This is a genomic window from Microcystis sp. M090S1 (genome assembly GCF_020246295.1).
Lineage (GTDB): Bacteria > Cyanobacteriota > Cyanobacteriia > Cyanobacteriales > Microcystaceae > Microcystis > Microcystis aeruginosa.
Map to the genome: position 1 here is coordinate 1 of NZ_JADBTF010000432.1, position 5,196 is coordinate 5,196.

Annotated in this window: 6 protein-coding genes and 2 pseudogenes; 6 read left to right on the forward strand and 2 right to left on the reverse strand. The window is 39.4% G+C overall.

Annotated features, from left to right (window positions below; all coding sequences use genetic code 11):
* Positions 1 to 353: 353 nt before the first annotated feature.
* Both IM477_RS19010 and IM477_RS23190 read left to right on the forward strand, forming a co-directional pair.
* A complete protein-coding gene (locus IM477_RS19010; protein WP_039900160.1) occupies positions 354 to 695 on the forward strand; it encodes a type II toxin-antitoxin system RelE/ParE family toxin in 342 nt (113 codons plus the stop codon).
* Positions 692 to 1,021, forward strand: a pseudogene (locus IM477_RS23190) (helix-turn-helix transcriptional regulator). Before IM477_RS19010 ends, IM477_RS23190 begins: the two are co-directional and overlap by 4 nt.
* A gap of 138 nt (positions 1,022 to 1,159) precedes the next feature.
* Here IM477_RS23190 and IM477_RS19020 read toward each other — a convergent pair.
* Positions 1,160 to 1,528 carry a DUF5615 family PIN-like protein gene (locus IM477_RS19020; RefSeq protein WP_287733066.1) on the reverse strand — a complete coding sequence of 123 codons (369 nt, stop codon included), beginning with the start codon at positions 1,526 to 1,528 and terminating at the stop codon, positions 1,160 to 1,162.
* A complete protein-coding gene (locus IM477_RS19025; protein ID WP_002743172.1) occupies positions 1,519 to 1,767 on the reverse strand; it encodes a DUF433 domain-containing protein in 249 nt (82 codons plus the stop codon). The genes IM477_RS19020 and IM477_RS19025 overlap by 10 nt, the downstream gene beginning before the upstream one ends.
* Positions 1,768 to 2,049: 282 nt before the next feature.
* Between IM477_RS19025 and IM477_RS19030 the strand changes: the two genes are divergently transcribed.
* The 4 genes and pseudogenes from IM477_RS19030 to IM477_RS19040 form a co-directional block, all read left to right on the forward strand.
* Positions 2,050 to 3,138 (forward strand): tetratricopeptide repeat protein, encoded by a 1,089-nt coding sequence (locus tag IM477_RS19030; RefSeq protein ID WP_287733068.1) that lies wholly within the window; start codon positions 2,050 to 2,052, stop codon positions 3,136 to 3,138.
* A gap of 161 nt (positions 3,139 to 3,299) precedes the next feature.
* Positions 3,300 to 3,638, forward strand: coding sequence for a XisI protein (locus IM477_RS19035; RefSeq protein ID WP_002743169.1), 339 nt, complete (start codon positions 3,300 to 3,302; stop codon positions 3,636 to 3,638).
* Positions 3,639 to 3,712: 74 nt separating this feature from the next.
* Positions 3,713 to 3,832: pseudogene (locus IM477_RS23195) on the forward strand (YgiT-type zinc finger domain-containing protein); the annotation flags it as partial.
* A gap of 68 nt (positions 3,833 to 3,900) precedes the next feature.
* Positions 3,901 to 5,196: tetratricopeptide repeat protein (locus IM477_RS19040; protein WP_502866550.1), on the forward strand; the 1,296-nt coding region annotated here is incomplete at its 3' end.

The window sequence follows — 5,196 nt, forward strand, 5'->3', positions numbered from 1 at the left end:
CCAGATAGGTTTTGCTAAAAATTCTGGGTCATTTTCTAGTGCATCCCATTTAGCATCGAGTTCTTCCATTGATAACTCAGGCTCTTCGGATGTGTTAGAGGTTGAATGATTGTTTAAGTTAGTCATGATTAAAGGTTCCTTAGTGATAATAGGTTACTTTTATCATAGCATTTTCGAGTTGGATTGAGGTACGGAGATTATCGAGGGTAATTAACCACAGAGACACAAAGAACACAGAGATTATTCACCGATGTTATAATTTATAATGATGATGGCAAGAGAGCCGAATGTTTAACTGAAAGCTTGACATTATTTTATGTACAGACTATATTATAGTTATGGAATAGAATATTATATTTGATCCAGATTTTAGGTTCTGGTTTTATCAACAAGAACAGGGACTTCAAAATGAAGTATTTGCTGTTTTAACTGTATTGATGAAACTTGGACCAGCACTGGGGAGACCACGAGTTGATACCATTGAAGGAGCTTCTTTTAAGAATATGAAAGAGCTTCGTATTCAGTATAAAGGTGAACCTTGGCGTGTTTTATTTGCCTTTGATCCTCATCGACAAGCAATTTTACTTGTTGGGGGGAACAAGTCAGGTAACAAAAGATGGTACAAAGAAAATATTCCTATAGCAGATCAACGTTATCAAAAATATCTGGAAAAACTTAAGGAAGAAAAGTCATGAAAGAATATACCAACTTCTCGGAAGAATTTAATAAACTTTGTGGAGAACGACAAGCAATTATTAAAGCAAGAGCTTCCCAAATTTATCTGGAGGAACTTACGCTTAAGTATTTGCAGGAAAAACTAGGTTTATCTTTATCAGAATTGGCAGAGCATCTTGAAGTACAGCAATCAATAGTACCTAGACTTAAACAAGAGTAAAATCTAGAGCTAAATACACTGCGCGAAGTAGTTAACGCATTAGGTGGAACTGTCGAAATTATTGTCAAAATTCCCAACAAAGAACCTATAATTATTGGTGACTATTCAGAAACGAAGTGTAATTAACCACAGAGACACAGAGGACAGGGAGATTATTTGCCAATGTTATAATTTGTACTCAATAATAAAGGTGTTCGCTTTTGGAACACAATATTTAAGATGGAATTAACGGGAAGACTCCATGAACGCTATAAAGCAAAAATCTTAAATTGGTAAAAGTCTAATCCGAAAAATACGATCTGTCACTGACACAATTGCTCCCGTCTTTAATGCTTTTGTACAATCTCGTAAAACTATAGTTAAACGCTGATTAATTAGATTGTAGTTTTCATTGCCTAAACGGAATAGGATGACACTTGGTAAATTATCAACACTAATAGCGAGAAGTTGAGAAAAATCTAGATCGACAGTTAAAATTATCCGCTTTTCTCTTTTTGCTTTGGCAAGAATTTCCTGATCAGATAAAGTTTGTAAGCCTTCATCTCGAAGATGAACGACATCATAACCTTGTTCTCTTAACCATGAGACTGTACGCAGAGAAATCCCCATATCGGCTAGAAACTCTATCTCCATTGCTCGATTAATTCAAAATGATGAACTTGTTCTCTGGCTAACCAAGAAGCATATAATAAACATTGGTGAATATCTTCTCTTTCTAGGTCAGGGTATTCCTCTAAGATTTCCTCTATCGGCTTTTCGTTAGCAAGTAGATTAAGAATTAAAGAAACAGGAATACGCATTCCTCGAATACAGGCTTGACCTGCCATAATTTTGGAGTTAAAAGTAATTCGGTCTAATTGTTTTAAGGTCATATAGTTTCCAGAAATATGAAGATGATACCTGTGGTAATTTTATTATAGCTAATTCTATAGTTGCGAGCGGAAGTGGGAAATTACTCCTTCAGTGAGGGTGCAAAGCTTGTCTCCAACCCCATAGGGAAGATTAGAGAATGGTGAGGTTTTGGTCTGTAGTAGTATAACAAGTAGACGAGAAAACGGGTTTTTTGAAAAAACCCGTTTTCTGAAATCGCACCGGATTATGACTAAAGTTCAACAACGAACCTAATTAAAGCCAAACCCCAATTGATTCAACCCATGAATAAATTTCTCAAACTCTTTACCCCCATTTCCCTGATATTAATTACGGTAGGATTTCCGGCGGCGACTTTTAGCAACACTGTTGGAGTTAACACGATTTTTGAGGTAAAAGGGAAAGTTACCGTTAAAAAACCACAATGGAAAAAACCTCTTCCCGCTTCTGTCGGACTTACCCTCAGTTTTGATGATAAGTTAGAAGTGGCAGCTAACGCTTCCGTTAAGGTTTATTGTAGTAATCTCAAGCAGTGGATGGTTAAAACAGGAAAGTATATTGTTTCTAATGGCTGTCCTCGGGGAAATTCTGTGATTTCACTTCCCAATATTAATAATACAACCCTCCGTCCCCCAGGAAATACAGAGAAAGTTTTAGCAAAATTACCTTACCTAATTACTCCCCGTGAAACGAATATTATTACCAATCGTCCTCCCCTGCGGTGGAATGCTGTTCCGGGTGCAACTAATTATACTATCAAAATAGATGGGGTTAATTGGGAAACGCAGACAAATAAAACTGAAATAGTCTATCCCGGTGAACCTCCTCTGGAAGCAGGAAAGCGATATCGGGTAACAATAAAAGCTGATAATGGTGCGTCTTCTAGAAGTGATGATGAAAACGTCGGGTTTATAATATTAGATGAACAGACTCAAAAAACGGTTTTAGATGCTGTTAAAGCTGTTCAACAGCAGCAATTATCCCCGGAGGAAGCAGGGTTAGTTTTAGCGCATCTCTATCGAGGTTATGAGTTGTATGGGGATGCGGTTGAGGTATTGGAAGGATTAGTTAAGCAAAATAGTCAGGTTGCTACCGTTTATCAACTGTTAGGGGATACTTACCTTAAGATGGGTTTACCTCAGTTGGCAAAAAAACCTTATGAAAAAGCGTTAAAACTGGCAACAAATACGCAGAATTTGTCAGTGCAAGCGGAAATACAAGCGGGTTTAGGAATAGCTTATCGTCTCTTGGGGAGTAAGGATGAGGCGATACAGTGGTTAACCAAGGCGAAGGGGACTTATAATCAGTTAGGGGATATTTCGCAGGTTCAGGAATTGGCTAAAACAATTAATGACATTTTAAGGAGGGAGTAAGGATGGAAGTTATAGCACTCCCGTAGGGGCGAAGCATTCGGGCAATAACCTATCGCTGAAACCGTAGATTTCTTATCCGAATGCTTCGCCCCTACAACTTATTTGAAATTACTATAAATTATGGATAATGGCTACTACTTTTGTACGGAGGTAATTACACAATGGATAAAGATAAACTCATAAAATATCGTCAAGCAGTGCAAAATTTGTTAAGTCGCTATGTAGCAGAAGATGTTACCAGTGAAGACGTAGAAGTACAATTAATATTTGATGTGGAACGGGATCATTATCAGTGGATGAATGTAGGATGGGAAGGTTTAAAACGAGTTTACCGCTCGATTGTTCATTTTGATATTCGTGATAATAAGATTTGGCTACAACAAAATTTAACGGAATTGAATCCAGCAGAGGATTTAATTTCAATGGGTGTTAAGAGGGAGGATATTGTTTTGGGACTGCAACCACCTTATAAACGGCCTTATACTAATTATGGTACTTAAAACAAATTCTCCTTGTCCCCTTGTTCCAAGGCTTTGCCTTGGAACACAATATCTAAGGCTCTGCCTTAAAGTAATGCTATAACTGTGGTGAGGTTGTTTTTAGTAGTGAAACGGCAGAAAAAATCAGAATTTTACTACAGCGAAAGGCTCAACCCGACAAATCTATTCAAGTTGATGTTTTTGCCTATCAATAAACTCTAGGGATAAAAAACCAATGAAAGTATCAATCAAATCAGGGATAGCGGTTGTCGTCATTACCGGGATGATGGGATTATCGGGAGTCATGTTAAACCCAACGGTGGGACAGGTGATTTCTCAGGGTTCACCGCAAGATAAATTAGCCGAAGCAGAGAGGCTAACTCAGCAAGTTATTCAATTGTATCAGCAGGGGAAATATAACGAGGCGATTCCTCTAGCAGAACAAGCTTTAGCTATCAGGAAACAACAATTAGGAGACAACCATCCCCTAACTGCACAAAGTCTCAACAATTTGGCAGGACTTTACGAGTCTCAAGGAAGATACAGCGAAGCCGAACCCCTCTTCAAACAAGCTTTAGCTATCAGGAAACAACAATTAGGAGACAACCATCCCTCTACCGCCACCAGTCTCAACAATTTGGCTGCACTTTACGAGTCTCAAGGAAGATATAGCGAAGCCGAACCCCTCTACAAAGAAGCCTTGACTATCAGCAAACAACAATTAGGAGATAACCATCCCGATACCGCCACCAGTCTCAACAATTTGGCTGCACTTTACTATTCTCAAGGAAGATATAGCGAAGCCGAACCCCTCTACAAAGAAGCCTTGACTATCAGGAAACAACAATTAGGAGACAACCATCCCGATACCGCCACCAGTCTCAACAATTTGGCTGCACTTTACCAGTCTCAAGGAAGATACAGCGAAGCCGAACCTCTCTACAAAGAAGCCTTAGCTATCAGCAAACAACAATTAGGAGACAACCATCCCCTAACCGCCGCCAGTCTCCACAATTTGGCAGGACTTTACCAGTCTCAAGGAAGATACAGCGAAGCTGAACCCCTCTACAAACAGGCTTTAGCTATCAGCAAACAACAATTAGGAGACAACCATCCCGATACCGCCACCAGTCTCAACAATTTGGCATTACTTTACCAGTCTCAAGGAAGATACAGCGAAGCTGAACCCCTCTACAAACAGGCTTTAGCTATCAGCAAACAACAATTAGGAGACAACCATCCCGATACCGCCACCAGTCTCAACAATTTGGCAGAACTTTACAGAGTTCAAGGAAGATACAGTGAAGCCGAACCCCTCTACAACAGGTCTTTAGCTATCAGGAAACAACAATTAGGAGATAACCATCCCGATACCGCTACCAGTCTCAACAATTTGGCAGAACTTTACAGAGTTCAAGGAAGATACAGTGAAGCCGAACCCCTCTACAAAGAAGCCTTGACTATCAGCAAACAACAATTAGGAGACAACCATTCTGATACCGCCGCCAGTCTCAACAATTTGGCATTACTTTACCAGTCTCAAGGAAGATACAGTGAAGCCGAACCCCTCTACAACAGG